The following is an 18,264-nucleotide window of genomic DNA, read 5'->3' on the forward strand; positions in this document are numbered from 1 at the left end:
TGAAAAGGGTACGATAGATTCTCAAAGTGAGTGTTCAAACTTCCTCTCAAATCAATCGTTCAGGAGGTAATTTTAAATGGCAATTCGTCGTAATAAAATTACGGTTGTCGGCGCCGGGTTCACCGGTGCGACAACAGCTCTGATGCTTGCTCAGAAAGAATTGGGGAATATCGTGCTGCTGGACATTCCGCAGCTGGAGAATCCGACGAAGGGCAAAGCCCTCGATATGCTCGAAGCAGGGCCGGTGCAAGGCTTTGACGCGCAGATCACCGGAACGTCCAGTTACGCGGATGCGGCGGATTCCGACATCGTGATCATCACAGCGGGGATCGCCCGCAAGCCGGGCATGAGCCGCGACGACCTGGTGAACACGAATGCGGGGATCGTCAAATCCGTGTGCGAGAACGTCAAAGAGGTCGCGCCAAACGCGATCGTGATCATCTTGAGCAACCCGGTGGATGCGATGACCTATGTCGCGTATCAAGCGCTGGGCTTCCCGAAAAACCGCGTGATCGGCCAATCCGGCGTGCTGGATACGGCTCGGTACTTAACGTTCATCTCGCAAGAGCTGAACGTGTCGGTGGAGGACGTTCAAGGGGTCGTGATCGGCGGTCACGGCGACGACATGGTGCCGCTCGTACGCTATACGTACGCCGGCGGCATTCCGATCGAGAAGCTGATTCCGGCGGATCGGATTGAAGCGATCGTCCAGCGCACCCGCACTGGCGGTGGCGAAATCGTGAACCTGCTCGGCAACGGCAGCGCGTATTATGCCCCAGCAGCTTCCCTTGTGCAAATGACAGAAGCGATCCTGAAAGATAAGAAACGCATTATCCCAACCATTGCGTTGCTCGAAGGCGAATTCGGTTATGAGAACTTGTTCATGGGTGTGCTGACCGTGCTTGGCGCGAACGGCATTGAGAAAATCATGGACATCGAGCTTACGGATGCCGAGAAAGCGGCGCTGGACAAAACGGCGAATTCCGTTCGGAATGTCGTGAAAATTGTAACGGGGTAAACTTCAATCGTACACATAAGAGCCTCCTTCATTGTCAAATGAGGGGGGCTTTTTTGCAATAATCATGATAATCATTGGAACATGTTTTGAGTTGAAACCCTTGTGCCTCCTGCATTCTGAGATGAGGATTATGTACGTAATGAGCCTGTCCGCATATGCTGAAATCAGCATGATGAAAGCGTTTAAACGACGCGAATTTTTGAAGTGGACCAGGAGGGCTATTCGAATGAAGAGGATGAATTTCAAATGTATGCTGCTTTGCTTTTTGTTGTTTGCAGCATACATCCCGTTCGGCGGAAATGCTGCGGTACAAGCTGCATCCATACCGTTGGGATGGAGCAGTCTCGGGTATAACGGTTCCGGCGGCTCCAGCTCGTATGACAAGTCAACAGGCACTTTGTCGCTGAGCAGTAGTGGTGCCGGTATTGTTAATCAGACCTCGGTTAATGAGCAATTTCAGTATGCGTATACGGAGGTGACAGGGGACTTCACTATGATTGCCAGACTGAAGTCCTTTCCCTATGTGAGCAGCGCGACAGCAGGGATCCTCGTTCGCAGCGCCATGTCACAGGGAAGCTCTTTCGTATATGGTGCTTATTATGGGACCAGCAATAAGTATCAGCCTTACACCATTTCGAAAAGTGCCGCTTCCGCAAGTGCAGCGAGCAACTCCGGCTATAAGGTGAGCGGTTCGAATGTCACCTACGATGATCCGCCAAGCTATATGCGTGTTCGTAAGCAGTGGAATGCTGCCGGTAAAGCGGACATGTATTTCGATATCGGGATTGCGGATGCCACGACGATCACCTGGACGCAGATCAATGCGAAGGCCATGACCGACGTGACCGTCAGTCAGGCGGTGTATGTGGGCTTAGCGGTGGGGACGTCGGCAACAGCCACGTTTGACAGCATTACGCTAACGAACAGCTACACGTCCGACATGTCGACACCGCTGGGAAATCTCCAGACGAGCTTGGCTTCACCGCTTGATCCGCCAAGTGTAAGCGCTGCTGCAGGGAACAATCAGATTGCCTTAAGTTGGTCATCTGTTACCGATGCAACTTATTATCAGGTTCAACGCAGTGAGACAAGCGGAGGACCTTACCTGCAGATTGGCCCGAATGAATTAATGGATACGAGCTTTACCGATGAGACAGCGGCGAACGGCAGCACTTACTATTATGTCGTGACTGCGGCCAATGCGTCGGGCGTCAGCGCATACTCGACGGAGGTCAGCAGTATGGCAGGCGCCTATTTAATCCAGGACAACTTCGAGAACGCCGCACTTGGCGAAGTGCCTGCAGGTTATGTCTCGATTGCCAATACCAGCGATGCGGCGATCAATAACATTACAGTCGTTAGCAACAGTCATCTGACGAATACATATTACACACCGACAGAGACGGCACCGGCGAAAAATATATCGCCAACGATTCCCGGGAATGGGACGAATGTGCTGTGGATTAACGACAATGCGAATGCCGGACGCCGCGGTGGATTCACGCACAGCTTTGAGCCGGTTTCGGGACTCAGCGGCTTGACGGCCGAGCTGGATTTCATGCAGCCGGCACTAATCGGCGATTCGTATCCGTTGGAGCTGCTGAGCAGCACGAGCAGCACGCCGATTTTAACGTTCAGCATTACGAATTTGAAAACGATGGCGACCCTGAGTGCGGGAACCTGGTATCATTTGAAGTTTGTAGCGGATACAGGAACCAGCTCTGCGGATGTTTTCCTGAATGGCATCTATGAGGGGAATTACAATTTTACAAAAACGGACACCGATATTGCCAAAATTCAGGCGAGAACTGCGGGTTCATCTACAGGCTCTATGTATGTGGACAATGTGCGCGTCTACAAGCAAGCTGTAACGACGCCGCAAAAGGTGAAAACGGAAGGCGCTAATAACAAGGTTTTGCTTAGCTGGCATGCAGCGAGCGGAGCTGAGGCTTACAACGTGTACCGCAGCGAAACGGCAGGAGGACCGTATACGCTCATCACGACTGCAGCATCGCCGTCCTGGACCGACACAGGCTTAGTGAACAAGCGGAACTACTATTATGTCATCGCGGCTGTGAAGGGAAGCGAAGTCAGCGATTATTCCCACGAAGCGGTGGGCGTTCCCAATAACGTCACACCTCCGGCAACGGCGCCGGAATTTATCCCGTCAGCGCTGCAAATCAGAGACAGTCAGTTGACGCTTGCATGGACCTCGGTAACAGGTAAGGATGAGGATGACACGATCGTTCCTTCAACCTATACGCTGCTGAGAAGCACGACGCCGAACGGGCCGTTTGAAACGATTGCTGAGAAGCTGACAAGCACTTCGTATCTGGACAAGGGCTTGACGAATGGGACGGAGTACTATTATCAAGTCACGGCATGGAACGTTGGAGGAGCAAGTCCTGGTTCCCAATTGCTGAAAATTTCGTCTGCAGCACCTGTTGCAGCACCGGTTCTTCTGACTGCTAAGAAAGACGGCGCAGCTGTGGCACTTAGCTGGACATCGAGCGGCGCAGCTGTTACATACACGGTGAAAAGAAGTGAAGTTAGCGGCGGTCCTTATACGACGGTTGCTGCAGATATGACGGAAGCGGCGTATACCGACGCTTCAATCGCAGAAGGCCAGACCTACTATTATGTGGTCACGGCATCGCATTCCGGGCAGATCAGCCGCATTTCCAATGAGCTGGCCGTAGGCACACAGCAAACCGTTGAAGGAGCGCCGGCCGCGCCGGAGAACTGGCAAGCCGCCGCAAGCAGCGGTCAGGTCAGCCTTACATGGTCATCCGTTCCGGATGCCACCACGTACAAGGTTAAAAGATCTCTTACAGCAGGCGGCCCTTATACGGTTGTAACAGCAAGCGCTTCGGCATCGTATGTGGATACAGATGTCAGCAACGGTACAACGTACTACTATGTTGTGTCGGCTGTTAGTGCCGCAGGCGAAGGTCCAGGCACGCAAGAGATTGCAGCGCTTCCGGCCAAGGTGTTGACGGTCGACAAAAATGCGGCAGCGGATGGCGTAACTGTGTTCAATACGATTCAAAGCGCGATCGATGCTGTTCCGTTATCGAATACGGAAAGAACAATCATTTTTATTACCGAAGGCACCTATACAGAAAAGCTGTCCATCAAGAGCAAGTATATCAGTCTTGTAGGCGAAGGCATGGATAAAACCAGGATTGTGTATGGGGATTATGCGGGGACAACGGCGACAGTCGGGCAGCCGGGTCATACCGGCAATACGTTCCTGAGCCAAACCGTTGAGGTAACGGCCGATTACTTCCAAGCCTCCCAGCTGACGATTGAGAACAGCGCGGCTCCGCGATCGGCCGTTGCGCAAGCGGTGGCGCTTTCCTTGAAAAGCGACATGGCAGCGCTCGAATCCGTCAAGCTGATCGGCTATCAGGATACGCTTTATACCGGTCTGAACAGTGCCGGCAAGGGCCGCCAGTACTTCCATAACAGTATGATTCAAGGCGATGTCGATTTTATTTTTGGTGAAGCGACGGCTGCTGTGTTTGATAATGTGAAGCTGGTGCTCGTCAGCAATTCCGGCGGAGGCGGCCATATCACGGCAGGCGCACAGAAAAATACGTCGGATGTTGGGTATGTATTTTTCAATTCCCAAATCGTGGAAGATCCATCGGCGTCGGGCACTTACGATCTGGGGCGTCCTTGGAAAGACAATGCCAAGATCAAGTTCATTCATACACTCATTGATTCGGACCAGTTCCTTCCGGGCGGATGGCTTTCGGCTTGTGCGGGCTCCTGCATTACCTATGACTTCTCGGAGTACGACAGCTATGGTCCGGGCGCAATCCCATCCGCGAGACAAATCTCGACGCAACTGACAGGGGAAGAGGCAAGCTTGACGATTCCGCAGCTGTTCGCTGATCCGTCGAACAGTGATCCGGCGGCCAGAAGCTGGAACCCTGCGCTGCCTGTCATGATGCCAAAGATTAGCTATGCGCCGAGCTTGACGGCACTATCTGCCAGCTTCGATAAAAATCCATTGAAGCAATCCGATGTTTACGCACTCGTATCGGGCAGCGGCTATACGCTGACAGGCATTACAAATGATGGTGCGGCGTGGAACGAGAACGACTATGCCTTGAGCGGCAACGTCCTGACGCTGAAGAAGGAAGCGTTGGCGAAGCTGCCGGAGGGCGCGACGACGCTGCAGGTTCATTTTGACAGCTTCTCCTTGCCACTGACAGTGGTCGTTACACAATCCGATGCTTCGGATCTGGGCAAACAGGTCTTGGCAACGAATGACGGCTGGGCTTCCTTCTCCGGGGGCACGAAAGGCGGTTCCATGGCGGCGCCGTCGAACATGTACGTTGTAACGAAACGAAGCGAACTGATTCAGGCGCTGGGCGGCGACAACAGCAAGAATGCAAGCAATGCAACACCGAAGCTGATTTATGTAAAAGGCACCATCGACATGAATGTGGATGATAACGATGTGCCGGTGGGAGCGGAAGCTTATCAGGATCCGGCTTATGATTTTAACGCCTACCTGGCGGCGTATGATCCTGCGGTGTGGGGGAAAGCCGCAGTGCCTTCAGGACCGCTGGAAACCGCGCGTGCCGCATCGGAAGCGAATCAAGGAAAGCAGATTAAAATTAACGTAGGCTCGAATACGACGATCGTCGGCATGCCGGGCACCAGAGCCAAAATTTTGGGCGGCAATCTCATGATTCAAAATGTGGATAACGTCATCATCCGCAATCTTGATTTCCAGAATGCGTTTGATTACTTCCCGCAATGGGACCCAACGGATGGAGATACTGGCAACTGGAATTCGGCTTTTGACAGCATTACCTTGAAAGGTGCAACGCATATCTGGATTGACCACAATACGTTTAGCGACGGCGCATTGGTCGACGATTACAGCAAAATGTACTTTGGACGGCAATACCAGCAGCATGACGGCGCAGTGGATATCACGAATGCTTCTGACTTGGTCACGGTCTCGTACAACTATTTCCATGATCATGACAAAACAACGCTGGTTGGCGGCAGTGATGAATTTACCGGTGATATCGGGAAAGAGCGCATTACGTTCCATCATAATTATTACAGGAACATTGTGCAGCGCGCACCGCGCGTCAGATACGGACAAGTGCACATGTATAACAATTATTATGAAGGAACGTTAAATCATGCCAGTTACCCGTTCCTGTATACGATGGGAGCAGGCTTCTCGTCACAAATTTATGCGCAAAATAACTACTTTAAGCAGGATGCCGATACGCAAGCGTCCGCATTAATCGGCGTGTTCGCCGGCGCAACGAACTTCACGGATACAGGCTCGGTACTGAACGGCAAGGAAGTTCAAATCGGGCAAAGCTTGAACATTCAGCCAGTGAGCTGGACGCCGACACTCTTCAATCGCATGGATGCTGCGGCCAACGTGCCTGCGCTTCTACTCGCGAATGCCGGTGCAGAAGGAACGCTCCTTGTAGAGGAGACGAACGAAGGAAGCACGTCTTCGTCAAGCAGCGGCGCTATGACAGCGGTGCAGACCGTTCAGTCGGCTGTTGATGGCGTTCACATTTCGAATCTGACGGTAATGCATGACAAAACCGAAGATGGGCGCGTGGTGGCGCAGACGAAAATTGAGGCATCGGTGTTGAAGCAGGCGGCGAAGTCGCTGGAGGGCGGCAAACGGACCATTTCGCTAGAAATTCCGGGAGAAGATCAGCTTGTGCGTCTGAAACTGGACGCAGGCGCTTTGAACGAAGCCAAGCAAACCGCGCCGGATGCGGTATTGTCCGTCAGCCATGACGGCGTGGTCGTGGAGCTGCCTCTGAACAAGATGAATGCCGCCGCTCTCACAAGCGGAACTGCAACTGACGGCGCTCCAGCCGAGCTGGAGCTGACCTTCGGGAAGGTGTCAGATGCGAGCGGCAAAGCGATTGCAGCGAAGGCGGGGCAGTCAGGGTTAACGCTGCTGAGCGGCGCTTTGGAAATTGGCTTGACAGCGCAGGTTAATGGCAAAACGATGGTGGGTAATATCATGGAGATCGGCCATGCCTTTGTGCATATCCAACTCACCAAGAAATTGGATCCAAAGCACGTGACAGCTGCGCTCTATGATCCGGCAACAGGCGAATTCGGTTTTATTCCAGCTACATTTACTGTGAATGCAGAGGGTACCGCGATTACAGCTCAAATGAAGAGCGGCGGCATTCTGACGCTGGTGGAATCCCACCCTTCCTTCAGGGATATGGGAGGGCATTGGGCGGAAGCGGATGTTAGCATGCTGACATCGAAATTGCTTATTCAAGGAGAAGCTGCGGGGCAATTCACGCCTGAGGGACATATTTCCCGTGCTGAATTCGCCGCCTTGCTGGTGCGGGCGCTGAATGTGCCGACAGGGACATCCGAAGCGTTTACGGATGTGAACGGCAGCGAGTGGTACGCAGGCGTTGTGGCTGCAGCCGCCAAGGCCGGATTGATCAGCGGCTTTGAGGACGGAAGTTTCCGTCCGAATGGAAGCTTGACGCGCGAGCAAGCCGCAGTCATGGTGATCCGAGCGCTGCAGCTGGCCGGTCAGAAGCCTTCAGCACAAGGCGAAGGCCTATCCCGCTTTACGTCAGATGGAAGCGAGATAAGTCCGTTTGCTCAGCAAGCCGTAGCGGACGCTGTGAATACAGGCATCCTGAACGGTCTGACGGACAGCGCGTTTGGTCCGCAGGACACGACGACCCGCGCGGAAGCAGCGGTGATGCTGAAACGATTGCTGCAAGTGATCGGCTTTATTCAATCGTAAGCAACGTTGAACCCCGGTTGCCCGAGTTCTGGCAATCGGGGTTCTTTCTGCCGATTCCGTCACATTTTTGTGGAGAAATGGTGAATATCGGAGCCGGATGACATCGCTTTCTTGTTCAAATGGAATCGATTCTGTATACTACAAGAGAACAATTCTAATGAAGAAGTTGTGGAGGTAGACGACATGTATCAGGTTATGATTTTTTTGCATGTGCTTAGTGCATTATTACTAGGAGCTTATGTGGTATTCCCGTTTGTCGTGGGACGGGCTGCAAGCCTGTCTGGTGCGGCGCTGCAAGGCTTTGCAGGGCTGCTGTCCTCGCTGAACCGTGTGGGCCAATTCGCTTTGATTGTGGCTTTCTTATCCGGTGGCGCAATGGTAAGCCAGATCGATCCGATGCCATCCGGCTTGTGGATGGGCCTTGCTGTTGTACTGCTCCTGATCGTTGGTGCAGTCACGGGTATGATTGGCAGCCGCATCAAGAAATTGGTGAAGAACAGCCAATCGGGCCAAAGCACAGCACCGGACGCTGCGAAAATCAAAACGTTCTCCTGGATCGCGGCGGTAGCGGTCGTGTTGGCCATTCTCATCATGACGAATCCGCAAATACTGCAGTAGTGCGGCAACTTCCTGCAAAAATGCAGGAATTTTCCGTAAGATCGCCGTTTTTAGCAAAATGCCTGCGATAAAGCAGGTTTTTTTGGATGATTCCCTTCGAAAAGAGAGGGCTCACCCCAAATGCCTGCTGATTCGCAGGAATTTCATGGTTCAGAAGGGGAGAGACTGGGATTCCTGCTTATTTGCAGGTTTCGCTCTTCCCATTCAAAAAGCTTCCACCCCCAAAGTTCATTGGGGAGCGGAAGCTTTTTTTATTCGTCAGCCGATGGATCATCCGGCTCCGTCAACGTAATTTCGTCGAGCGTTTTCTCAAACGATGCGCTCATATGTTTCAGGAAGTAGTCGACTTCCGGCATGTTCATTTTTTGCAAGGAAGCAAGCACCTGCTGTTTGGCAACGACGAACTCGCGGTTCCCGGTGGACAGCTCGGTCAGGCACTTGATGTACGCTTCGATCAGGTCGGCGGCTTTGACCCAGGTGTACAGGTCGGGCTCCGGCTCCTGAATCAGCTTGCGGTACGTGTCCCGAATGGCCGACGGAATCGTCTGCAGGAGGCGCTCAGCGGCGACATCTTCAATTTCCCGGAAATTGCGCAGGATTTCCTTGTTGTTGTGCTTCACCGGCTGCGGAATGTCCCCGGTCAGCACCTCGGACGCGTCGTGGAACAAGGCAATCGAGACGACGCGGTCGGTCGGCACCTGCTTGCCGTACACTTCATTCGCAATCGTACACAGCATGTGGGCGATGGAGGCGACGTAGAACGAGTGCTCCGCGACATTTTCCCGGCGCATGTTCCACATGAGACTCCAGCGGTCAATATATTTGAGGCGGTATAAGTAAGCAAAAAAATGATGATCCATAGCTGTCGTTAGCTCCTTCTGTTAGTTCATGCTGAGCGGCACGCGCTCAGCGATCGTGCCTGTGGCCGCGTTGTACACGAGCGGCCGGCCGATCAGCGCTTGCAGGTCGTCAAGCGCGATCGTGATCTGCCCGTGGCTGCGCAGCACGGGCTCCTGCAGCTTCACGCGCGCGTCGCCGCGCGTGGCGGTCCGCGCATTCACCTCAAGGGTGAATGCGGTGTCTCCAAGGCGGAGCTGCAGCGCTCCGCCATCCAGATCGGCCGTGCCGCCGAGCTGCGCGGCGGCGCTGGCCGCATCGACGCGCAGCGGGCTGTGTCCCGGCTGCGCGGTAACCCGGCGCTGGATCGAGCGCACCAGCAGCTCCGGCGTGATGTTCGGGCTGCCTGCGTTGATCCGCGGGATGAGTAGGTGATCGGCGCTGCGCGTCGCCATCTCCGGCGTGATCGTGAAGGCGTAGCGGATGCCCGCCTTCGCTACTTGCGCCGTCGCCGCCGGCGACGTGATGCCGTAAGGGTACGCCATCGCGTCAAGCGGGCGGTCCGTCAGCGGCGTCAGCTTGCCGACGCACGCCTGCGCGTCCGCGAGCACGCGCCCCTCGTAAGCGGCTTCGGTTTCGCCCGCATTTTTCCCGACGAGGGCAGCTTCGCCGTTATCGAGCTTGTGATGCATGTTATCCGTATGACAACCGACATCGATGAAATTCGTGTTATGCGTCATTTCGCTGATCTGTTCCTTCGACATGGACGGAATATAGGAAGCCAGCGGATCGGCCAGATCCGTTGTGATGACAAAGTTAACCGCAGGAACTCGCAGCTCTTTAAGAATCGGATAGGCGGACGTATAAAAGCTCTGATAGCCGTCGTCGAATGTGACGAGCACCGCATTGGACGGCACGGACGCGCCGTTCATATACTGCCTGAATTCGTCCAGCGTTATGAAATGGAACCCGCGGCTCAGCAGCGTCTGCAGTTGGTTCTGCAGCAGAGCTCTCGTGATCGTGCTGGAGCTGGTGTCGGTATCGTGAACGTGATGGTACATCAGCACCGCAACCTGGTCTTGATAATACACTTCGCCCGCCTTTTCGGCTTGCAGGGGCGAGAGCAGAAGCGTCATGCCGATCAGGCCGATGAGCGCTGTTAGCAGCAATCTTTTGGACATGTCAGGGAATCTCCTTCTTTTCCTTGTAGGGTTGTTCAAAAAGCCGTCTTTTGATCACGAAGAATTTCATGAAGCGGACTCGACATCGAATCTTGCGTTCAGCTTCGAAGTGCGGTGCTCATGTAGGTTTTGCCTACACTCCGCTCCTCCTTCTTCAACTTCTCGCAACCTTCTCGGTGCTGAAAAGCCGTCTTTTTGAACACTCACTTGGAAGAACATTCGAACTCTTCTAAAAAGGTATGATATAATCATAGATACGAGGGCAATGAATTTTGTTTCAAATTGAGAGGAGCTAGGGAATCATCATGCAGCATTTCTATCAAAGCGTTTATGATCTGATTGTGGAAACGTCCACGAATTTGCCGGGCGACGTACGCCGCGCCGTGCAGGCTGCGCAGGACAAAGAAGACAAAGGCACGCGCTCGGCGCTGTCGCTGTCCCGTATTGCGGATAACATTCATATGGCGGAGTGCAACGTATCCCCGATTTGCCAGGATACGGGCATGCCAACGTTTATTATACACTGTCCGGTCGGGGCAAACCAAATCGTTATGAAAAAGCAGATTCTTGAAGCGGTCGCGAATGCGACGAAAGCGAGCAAGCTGCGCACGAACTCGGTCGATTCCTTGACAGGTGCGAACAGCGGGGACAACCTGGGACCAGGAACACCAGTGGTACACTTCGAGCAGTGGGAGCGCGAGGATATTGAAGTGAAGCTGATTCTCAAAGGCGGCGGCTGCGAGAACAAAAACATCCAATACAGCCTTCCGGCTGATCTGGAAGGGCTTGGCAAAGCGGGCCGCGATCTCGACGGCATCCGCAAATGCATCATGCACGCGGTCTACCAGGCGCAAGGCCAGGGCTGCTCAGCGGGCTTTATCGGCGTGGGCATCGGCGGCGACCGTACGACCGGCTATGAGCTGGCGAAACATCAACTGTTCCGCCATGTGGACGATGTGAACCCGCATCTGGAGCTGCGTCAACTGGAAGAGTACGTGATGGAGCACGCGAACACGCTCGGCATCGGCACGATGGGCTTCGGCGGTCAAGTGACCCTGCTCGGCTGCAAAGTCGGCGTGATGAACCGCCTTCCGGCTTCCTTCTTCGTTTCCGTGGCGTACAATTGCTGGGCGTTCCGTCGTCAAGGCGTGATCCTGAATGCGGAAACCGGCGAAATCAACGGCTGGTCCTACCTGCGCGGCACGGAAGTTTCCTTCAAGGAAGCGTTCGAAGCCAGCAGCGCGGAAGCGCAAAATTCAGACGAGGAGCCGCGCGAAATCGTGCTGACGACACCGATCACCGAAGAACAGATCCGCAGCTTGAAAGTCGGCGACGTGGTCGTCATCAACGGCACGATGCATACAGGCCGCGATGCCTTGCACAAATATTTGATGGATCACGATGCGCCGCTGGATTTGAACGGGGCAGCGATCTACCACTGCGGTCCGGTGATGAGCAAAGATCAGGCTGGCGAATGGCACGTTAGAGCGGCAGGTCCGACGACGAGCATTCGAGAGGAGCCTTACCAAGGCGACATTATCAAGAAATTCGGCATTCGCGCGGTCATCGGCAAGGGCGGCATGGGGCCGAAGACGCTGGCAGCGCTCAAGGAGCACGGCGGTGTATACTTGAATGCAATTGGCGGCGCCGCACAGTACTACGCACGCTGTTTCAAAAAAGTCGAAGGCGTCGACTTCATGGAATTCGGTATTCCGGAAGCGATGTGGCACCTGAAGACCGAAGGTTTTGCTGCCATTGTGACGATGGATTCACACGGCAACAGCCTGCACGCCGATGTGGAGAAAAATGCGTTTGAGAAGCTTTCTTTGCTGAAAGAACCTGTGTTCAAATAGGTGCATCTTTACAAAAAAATAACTGGATTATTCCGGATGGAAAGGGTTACTATTTAGAGTAGCCCTTTTTTCTTTATTCATGGTTAAGGGAGTCAGACAACCTTCCGGAGGTTATCCACCTATGATGACGAAGTTTCGAGCGAAGCTCACGTTAATTTTGATTGTGCTGATCGGCTGTTCGATGTTGGTAGCCGGCATTTTTATGGCGAAAGTACTGGAGAATTCGCATATCGAATCCCTAAAGCAAAATATGGAGCGGGAGCTTCAGGTTATCGCTGCCACAAACGTCTGGGATCGCACCGGGACAGAAGAGGAACTGGTGTCTTACTACTCATCCCAAGCCATGCGGTTGAAACAGGCAACGAATGAACGAGTCACATTTGTGCGCGCAGACGGCAAAGTACTCGGGGATTCCGACCAAAGCCCGGCGCAAATGGACAACCATTTCGACCGGCCGGAAATCGCTGCGGCGAGGAGCGACGGGGTCGGCTACACGACCCGGTTTAGCGATACACTGCATGAGAATATGCTGTATGCGGCCATTCCGATTAAGGATAAGAGCCAAAACATCCTCGGCTACTTGCGCATCTCCATGAGTCTGGTGCAGGTGGAAGATACGATCCGCAGCGTCTGGTTGTTTCTGATCGGCGGCTTGGTGCTGCTGTTCCTGATCGCCGGTATCGTCAGCTATCGGATCGCCAGAGGCATTACGCGTCCGATTGAGCGGATGACGAAGGTGGCGCAGCAGATTACGAATATGAACTATGAGTCGCGCGTTCCTGCCTACAGTAACGACGAGGTCGGGCAGCTCGGGCAGGCGATCAACCGGATGTCCGAGAGCCTCCAGGCGCAAATGGCGCGCATTCAAGAGAACGAGCGCAGGCTGCAGGGCGTGATGGAAAATATGATGAGCGGCATTATGATGATCGACCGCGATGAGCGGATTACGCTGATGAATCCTTCGGCGGAGACGATTCTCGGCTTTTCGTCCCAGGAGCTGCTGGGCAAGCGTTATAATGAAGCGAAGCAGCAGTATGAGTTTACGCAGCTCATCCAGGAATGCATCGAAGAGCAGGAACCGATTCGGGATGAAATGATTTTTTACTATCCGGAAGAGCGTATCCTGGACATTCACCTTAGCCCGATTGCGCAGGAGGACGAGGAGTGGTCCGGCGTGCTGATCGTCATTCACGACATTACCGCCGTGCGGCGGCTGGAGCGGATGCGCAGCGAGTTCGTGGCGAACGTGTCGCATGAGCTGAAGACGCCGATCGCTGCCGTCAAAGGCTTCGCGGAAACGCTGCTGGCGGGCGCGCTGAACGACAAGGAAACGGCGGTGTCGTTTCTGCAAATTATTTTGGACGAGAGCGAACGGTTGAACCGGCTGATCGGCGATATTTTGGAGCTTTCGAAGATTGAGTCGAAGCGGATACCGATGAATTTTTCCCCAGTTTACTTGCCGGAATTTCTGGAGAAATCGCTGAGCGTGCTGCGCAAGGAAGCTGAGAAGAAGCATATTGAGCTTAGCATGCAGGTCGACGACGATATTTATATTGAAGCGGACGAGGATCGGCTGCGGCAAATTATTATCAACTTGTTGTCGAACGGCATTGCGTATACGCAGGAGGGCGGCAAGGTGCGTGTGCGGGTTGAGCCGTTGGAAATGAATGCGGACGGCGACTACGAGCGCCTGCGCCTGATCGTCTCGGATACCGGGATGGGGATTCCTAAGAAGGATTTGCCGCGTATTTTCGAGCGGTTCTACCGCGTGGATAAGGCGCGCTCGCGCAGCTCAGGCGGCACAGGGCTGGGCCTGTCGATTGTCAAACATTTGGTGGAACTGCATAAAGGCACGATTCGGGTTCACAGCGAGGTCGGCATCGGTACGAGATTTACGATTGAACTGCCGGTGATTCATTAAAAATAGACGGATTTTCACGCGGATTTACACGGGGGTAACAATCGCTTTACAATGATTTTACATTCCTGTGGTACACTGGAACTGTGCAATTGTTAATAATCTGTAAATGCGGGGGATCCCATGGCACACAAGATTTTAGTCATTGAAGATGAGCCGACGCTGGCTCGCTTGCTTTCGTATAACCTTTCGCAGGAAGGGTATGACACGAAAGTCATCGATCATGGCGGCGATGGCCTTCAAGAGGCGCTGCAGCAGTCTTATGAGTTGATCATTTTGGACATTATGCTGCCGGGCCTGAACGGGTTTGAGGTGTTGACGAAGCTGCGGCAAAAGGGGAATCGGACGCCGGTCATTATTTTAACGGCTCGCAATGCCGAGGACGAGGTCGTGCAGGGGCTCAAGCATGGCGCGGACGATTATATCACGAAGCCGTTCGGGGTGGCCGAGCTCCTGGCGCGCGTCGCGGCGGTGCTTCGCCGTACGCAATCGGATGATGCGGCGCCCGACATGATGAAGTCGAATGAGAAGGTCATTCAGGCCGGCGAGCTTTTTATATATCCGGAAAAATATGAAGTCGTGCTGAACGGCGAGTCGATTCCGCTTCGGCCGAAGGAGTTCGAAGTGCTGCTCTATTTGGTGCAGCGCCCTGGCGTCGTCGTGACGCGGGACGATCTGATGAACATCGTTTGGGGCTTCGATTACATCGGCGGACAGCGGACGGTGGACGTTCACGTAAGCTCGCTGCGCAAGAAGCTGGAAATGAATCAGCAATCGGTGCAGATCGACTCGATTCGCGGGGTCGGCTACAAGCTGATCGCCAGCATGATTAAAAAGTAAACAGCACAATTGAATAGGATCTCCGCACAATCTGAAATTTCTTTCCATATCGGGTTTCGTATAATTGGAAGAGTAGGTTACATAATGAATGTAGGACTCAATCCAAGAACGTCCCGAGGAGGATTATCATGTCAACAACGTATCGTATCGCAATTATCGGTTGTGGCGGCATTGCGAACGGCAAGCATATGCCGAGTCTTAGCAAGCTGAACAATGTGGAAATGGTCGTATTCTGCGACATCGTGCCGGAACGCGCGCGTGAAGCTGCGGAGAAATACGGAAAAGGCGAAACTCGTGTCTACGAGGACTACCGTGAGGTGCTGCAAGACGGCTCCATTGATATCGTGCACGTCTGTACGCCGAATGACTCGCATGCGGAGATTACCATTGCTGCGCTGGAAGCGGGCAAGCACGTCATGTCCGAGAAGCCAATGGCGAAAACGTCCGAGGACGCAAGACGCATGGTGGAAGCGGCCAAGCGTACCGGCAAAAAACTGACGGTTGGCTACAACAACCGGTTCCGCAGCGACAGCCAGCACTTGTACAAGTTGTGCCAGGATGGCGAGCTGGGCGAGGTTTATTTTGCGAAGGCGCATGCGATTCGTCGCCGTGCAGTTCCGACATGGGGCGTATTTCTCGATGAGGAGAAACAAGGTGGCGGTCCGTTGATCGACATCGGCACCCATGCGCTGGATTTGACGCTCTGGATGATGAACAACTATGAGCCGAAGGTTGTGCTCGGTACGTCGTACCATAAGCTGTCCCAACGCGAGAACGCAGCGAACGCTTGGGGCCCATGGGACCCTAGCAAGTTCACGGTCGAAGATTCCGCATTCGGTATGATTACGATGAAGAACGGTGCGACGATTATGCTGGAATCGAGCTGGGCTTTGAATACGCTGGAAGTCGACGAAGCGAAATGTACGCTTTGCGGGACAGAAGGCGGCGCCGACATGAAGGACGGTCTGCGCATCAACGGCGAAAAGCACAGCCGCTTGTTCACGACCGAAGTCGAGCTGAAAGCTGGCGGCGTGGCGTTCTATGACGGGAAGACGGAAAGTCCTTCGGACTTGGAAATGCGTCTCTGGATTCAAGCGATCGAGAACGATACCGAGCCGGTGGTGACGCCGGAGCAGGCTTGTGTAGTGTCGGAGATTTTAGAAGCGATTTACGAGTCGGCGCGGACGGGTCAAGCTGTTTATTTCGACTAAAAATATATTTCCCGGGCAATGCCTCTTTCCTGTACATGGTATGGGATGGAGGCTTTTTGTATGGGAAGGAGCGCCAGACCCTTGGGCTCACTTCTGCGCTGACTTTCGGTGATCGCCTGGCGTTGAGCCGGTACGCTGCTTGAATATTTTCGAAAAATGATGCAAATCGGCAAACCCGCAGTACGCGGCAATCGCCTCATGGGAAAGATCTGTGCCTGTCAGCAGCTCCTTGGCGTGGTTGATGCGCAAATTCATCAAGTATTGGTGCGGCGGCAGCCCGTAGCGTTGTTTGAAAATGGCGCTGAATCTGGACACGGACAAATTCGCCCGATTCGCCATATCCTGGATTGAGATTGGCTCGCTCAGGTAGTTGGATAAATAGGAAGTAATCCAGTTCAGCGATGGCGTCTCTGTAGCTGCCTTGTGGTAGGGTTCTAGTAAAGCCATCAGCACGTCCAACATCTGATGCTGGACACGCAGTTGGACGAGCGGATCAGACAGATGCGCGATTTCGATCGCTTGCAGCATCGCTTCTTTCACAAGTGTCGGGTTCAGCGGCTGCACATGAACCGGCACCTGGATGTCGAACAGCTCGAGCAGATCCGGCTGCATAAGATGCTGATAGGCAGACAGGTCGATTTGGCCGGGGCGTGTAGGGAAGCTGTTTTCGCGGTCAGCGTTATAGGCCAGATCAAAATGCAGATACGGAGTCACCGTAGCGGTCAGGCCTTCCAGGGAGAGCAGACGATTTGGCTGGACCAGGCAAAATTGCCCCGGATTAAACAAATAAGGCACGTCATCTATCCAGAACCGGCAGGTGCCTTCCTGAATGTAGACGAGCAAATAGTCCAGCAGCCTGCGTTTGGGATAGTTCCAGGGCTTTCGTACGGCAAAATCGCATTCACGAATGTAAGGAACGATCGGACTTAACGCTTGAGGGAACTTCGTGGTGCCGGGTGGTAATGACATGGAGGAAAGGCTCCCTTCTGCTGGGGAATTGAGACAGGACCAGCTTTCATTGTAGCCGCAAAGGGAGGAGAAATCCAGTTGTTTTTGACAATCATCTAGTGAGCTTTGACAAAGATTGTTATCGCTCTCACCGCTATAATCATAATAGAAATCGACAAAATGAGGTGTTGAGAGATGAGCAATCAAGAAAAGTTGTCTGAACGCGTATTACCGGAGATGGCAGACCCTTACGCACTGTCGTCGGAGCAATTGGCCACCTATCAGCAGGACGGACACATTGTGCTGCGCGGTGTAGCAAGCCCGACAGAGATTGAGATGTATGAGCCGATTATTTCACGGTGGGTGCAGGAGCTGAACAATCAGGACAAACCGCTGGATCAGCGTGACACGTATGGGAAAGCGTTCATTCAGATTTCGAATTTGTGGGAAAAAAGCGAGGAGATCCGCCGCTTTGCATTTGCGAAGCGCTTTGCTCGCATCGCCGCGGAATTAATGGGCGTGGATGGTGTGCGCATGTATCACGATCAGGCGCTGTACAAAGAGCCGCAAGGCGGGCACACACCGTGGCATCAGGATCAGATCTATTGGCCGCTCGATACAAACAAAACGATCACGATGTGGATGCCGCTGGTGCCGATTCCGGAGGAAGTCGGCTCGATGACCTTCGCCTCGGAGTCGCAACTCATGGGCTATATCAACAAGATGGTCATCTCGGATGAGTCCCACCGTACGCTCACCGGCTATATTGAGGGCAAAGGCTTAGCAACGGTGTCGCACGGCGCCATGGCTGCCGGAGATGCGACGTTCCACGCCGGCTGGACGCTGCACAGCGCGCCGGGCAACCCGACGGATGCAATGCGCAAGGTGATGACCGTCATTTATTTTGCCGACGGGACGAAAGTCGCAGAGCCGGACAGCCGGGCGCGCGAAAATGATTTGAACAGCTGGCTGCCTGGCCTGAAGCCAGGGGACTTGGCCGCTTCGCCGCGGAACCCGCTGTTGTACAGCCGGGTGGAGGGGTAAGCTGCAGCATGG

11 protein-coding genes and 2 pseudogenes are annotated in these 18,264 nt (G+C 53.9%); 10 read left to right on the plus strand and 3 right to left on the minus strand.

Features of this window, described 5'->3' with window-relative positions; all coding sequences use genetic code 11:
• Positions 1–76 precede the first annotated feature (76 nt).
• The 5 genes and pseudogenes from mdh (at position 77) to ABE504_RS03930 (ending at position 8,420) form a co-directional block, all read left to right on the plus strand.
• Positions 77–1,018 carry a malate dehydrogenase gene (gene mdh, locus ABE504_RS03910; RefSeq protein WP_430084807.1) on the plus strand — a complete coding sequence of 314 codons (942 nt, stop codon included), beginning with the start codon at positions 77–79 and terminating at the stop codon, positions 1,016–1,018.
• 2,584 nt (positions 1,019–3,602) lie between these two features.
• A pseudogene (locus tag ABE504_RS03915) lies at positions 3,603–5,210 on the plus strand (pectinesterase family protein); the annotation flags it as partial.
• Positions 5,202–6,473: pseudogene (locus tag ABE504_RS03920) on the plus strand (pectate lyase family protein); the annotation flags it as partial. The pseudogenes ABE504_RS03915 and ABE504_RS03920, both read left to right, overlap by 9 nt.
• 783 nt (positions 6,474–7,256) lie before the next feature.
• A complete protein-coding gene (locus tag ABE504_RS03925) occupies positions 7,257–7,802 on the plus strand; it encodes an S-layer homology domain-containing protein (RefSeq protein WP_430084973.1) in 546 nt (181 codons plus the stop codon).
• A gap of 183 nt (positions 7,803–7,985) precedes the next feature.
• Positions 7,986–8,420 (plus strand): hypothetical protein, encoded by a 435-nt coding sequence (locus tag ABE504_RS03930; protein WP_430084810.1) that lies wholly within the window; start codon positions 7,986–7,988, stop codon positions 8,418–8,420.
• Positions 8,421–8,671: 251 nt separating this feature from the next.
• Here the strand turns inward: ABE504_RS03930 and yfbR are convergent, their stop codons facing one another.
• A complete protein-coding gene (yfbR, locus tag ABE504_RS03935) occupies positions 8,672–9,280 on the minus strand; it encodes a 5'-deoxynucleotidase (protein WP_430084812.1) in 609 nt (202 codons plus the stop codon).
• Between the two features lie 21 nt (positions 9,281–9,301).
• On the minus strand, positions 9,302–10,438 hold the full coding sequence (locus tag ABE504_RS03940; protein WP_430084815.1) for a polysaccharide deacetylase family protein: 1,137 nt from the start codon (positions 10,436–10,438) through the stop codon (positions 9,302–9,304).
• A gap of 305 nt (positions 10,439–10,743) precedes the next feature.
• On the opposite strand from ABE504_RS03940, the gene ABE504_RS03945 reads away from it, so the two are divergent.
• From ABE504_RS03945 to ABE504_RS03960, 4 genes are all read left to right on the plus strand, one after another.
• Positions 10,744–12,291, plus strand: coding sequence for a fumarate hydratase (locus ABE504_RS03945; protein WP_430084818.1), 1,548 nt, complete (start codon positions 10,744–10,746; stop codon positions 12,289–12,291).
• Between the two features lie 124 nt (positions 12,292–12,415).
• A complete protein-coding gene (pnpS, locus tag ABE504_RS03950; RefSeq protein WP_430084976.1) occupies positions 12,416–14,212 on the plus strand; it encodes a two-component system histidine kinase PnpS in 1,797 nt (598 codons plus the stop codon).
• A gap of 120 nt (positions 14,213–14,332) precedes the next feature.
• The gene (locus ABE504_RS03955) at positions 14,333–15,049 is read left to right on the plus strand and encodes a response regulator transcription factor (RefSeq protein ID WP_430084821.1); all 717 of its coding nucleotides are present in this window, start codon (positions 14,333–14,335) and stop codon (positions 15,047–15,049) included.
• A gap of 128 nt (positions 15,050–15,177) precedes the next feature.
• Complete coding sequence (locus tag ABE504_RS03960; RefSeq protein ID WP_430084824.1) at positions 15,178–16,260, plus strand: Gfo/Idh/MocA family protein; 1,083 nt, start codon at positions 15,178–15,180, stop codon at positions 16,258–16,260.
• A gap of 87 nt (positions 16,261–16,347) precedes the next feature.
• Here ABE504_RS03960 and ABE504_RS03965 read toward each other — a convergent pair whose 3' ends face one another.
• Positions 16,348–17,229 (minus strand): helix-turn-helix domain-containing protein, encoded by an 882-nt coding sequence (locus ABE504_RS03965; RefSeq protein WP_430084826.1) that lies wholly within the window; start codon positions 17,227–17,229, stop codon positions 16,348–16,350.
• 174 nt (positions 17,230–17,403) lie between these two features.
• On the opposite strand from ABE504_RS03965, the gene ABE504_RS03970 reads away from it, so the two are divergent.
• Positions 17,404–18,252 (plus strand): phytanoyl-CoA dioxygenase family protein, encoded by an 849-nt coding sequence (locus ABE504_RS03970; RefSeq protein WP_430084829.1) that lies wholly within the window; start codon positions 17,404–17,406, stop codon positions 18,250–18,252.
• Positions 18,253–18,264: the final 12 nt, after the last annotated feature.

Origin of the sequence: Paenibacillus oryzisoli (assembly GCF_050467285.1) — a bacterium.
GTDB lineage: Bacteria > Bacillota > Bacilli > Paenibacillales > NBRC-103111 > Paenibacillus_E > Paenibacillus_E oryzisoli_A.

Excerpts from the sequence above, each read along its gene's own strand:
- mdh (WP_430084807.1), top strand. The coding sequence starts at position 77 with ATGGCAATTCGTCGTAATAAAATTACGGTTGTCGGCGCCGGGTTCACC.
- ABE504_RS03925 (WP_430084973.1), top strand. The coding sequence starts at position 7,257 with ATGGGAGGGCATTGGGCGGAAGCGGATGTTAGCATGCTGACATCGAAA.
- ABE504_RS03930 (WP_430084810.1), top strand. The coding sequence starts at position 7,986 with ATGTATCAGGTTATGATTTTTTTGCATGTGCTTAGTGCATTATTACTA.
- yfbR (WP_430084812.1), bottom strand. The coding sequence starts at position 9,280 with ATGGATCATCATTTTTTTGCTTACTTATACCGCCTCAAATATATTGAC.
- ABE504_RS03940 (WP_430084815.1), bottom strand. The coding sequence starts at position 10,438 with ATGTCCAAAAGATTGCTGCTAACAGCGCTCATCGGCCTGATCGGCATG.
- ABE504_RS03945 (WP_430084818.1), top strand. The coding sequence starts at position 10,744 with ATGCAGCATTTCTATCAAAGCGTTTATGATCTGATTGTGGAAACGTCC.
- pnpS (WP_430084976.1), top strand. The coding sequence starts at position 12,416 with ATGACGAAGTTTCGAGCGAAGCTCACGTTAATTTTGATTGTGCTGATC.
- ABE504_RS03955 (WP_430084821.1), top strand. The coding sequence starts at position 14,333 with ATGGCACACAAGATTTTAGTCATTGAAGATGAGCCGACGCTGGCTCGC.
- ABE504_RS03960 (WP_430084824.1), top strand. The coding sequence starts at position 15,178 with ATGTCAACAACGTATCGTATCGCAATTATCGGTTGTGGCGGCATTGCG.
- ABE504_RS03965 (WP_430084826.1), bottom strand. The coding sequence starts at position 17,229 with ATGTCATTACCACCCGGCACCACGAAGTTCCCTCAAGCGTTAAGTCCG.
- ABE504_RS03970 (WP_430084829.1), top strand. The coding sequence starts at position 17,404 with ATGAGCAATCAAGAAAAGTTGTCTGAACGCGTATTACCGGAGATGGCA.